This is a genomic window from Algoriphagus sp. SE2 (assembly GCF_039563885.1).
Lineage (GTDB): Bacteria > Bacteroidota > Bacteroidia > Cytophagales > Cyclobacteriaceae > Algoriphagus.
In genome coordinates this window covers 1-827 of sequence record NZ_JBCLWJ010000060.1, presented here as the reverse complement: position 1 = coordinate 827, position 827 = coordinate 1, and the positions used below count along the sequence as shown (strand labels likewise).

Below are 827 nucleotides of genomic sequence, written 5' to 3'. Positions count from 1 at the left end.
AACGGTTCGGCTATGATTTCGGCGGAGAATCGTCCGAAGGACTAATCCGCAGAGAAATCAAGTTGATTATATGTTTTACTTTCGGTTTTTGTACTATTTCCACGCTGAATTATAGCCCTTTTTTGTGCTTTTGTTATAATTAAGATTTCTTTAATCTACAATGGTTGCCAAATTATTCTTTTATCTCTCTTTTTATTCGGTCAATCAACGGAAGTAGTGTTGTTTCATGAATATTTTGATATACAAGATTCAATTGTTCATGGGTATAGGTAATTTTTCTTAGGTGAGTAAGCGATTTTTTGTCAGACAAATAACCACTCAAATCTAAACCCATAGAGTTCAATTTTTCAACTGAAATTAATGAATCACGTGAAACCCTAACAGCTTTACCTATCTCAGTAAGAATTAATGGTGAGAAGTATTGATGTATGTGATCTTTATAATCTGCAAAATCAGATTGCCATTGCACATAATCACCTTGGTTGTCCCACATTTTAAATATCGCCATATATGTTCTTAGCTTAGTTCTTAAAGAGTCATTCTGCAGTATACTTAGTCTGCCAGAAGAAAGTAATTCATCGTAGGTTGGTATATAAGGACGGCGAATTAGCTGAGAACCAACCACAAAAGTTTTTTTAACAAATAGAGCGGTGTCTACAACATTTTGAGTGCTAAGTTGCTCAAGGATTATCTTAGATTCATTAGTAATGGAAGCAGTATACTCGATAGCTGACCTCCAACTCTCGCTATCTGACTCTAATTCTTTTAAAAGTCTCTTAAGGTAGGTTTGTTCTTGAATTCGATCTTTACGGTTTTCATTCCAATTG

General features: G+C 34.3%; 1 protein-coding gene. It reads right to left on the bottom strand.

Features of this window, described 5'->3' with window-relative positions:
• Positions 1-172: 172 nt before the first annotated feature.
• Positions 173-827, bottom strand: a 655-nt coding sequence (locus AAGF08_RS20395) for a hypothetical protein (RefSeq protein ID WP_343513299.1), incomplete at its 5' end; no start/stop codon positions are given.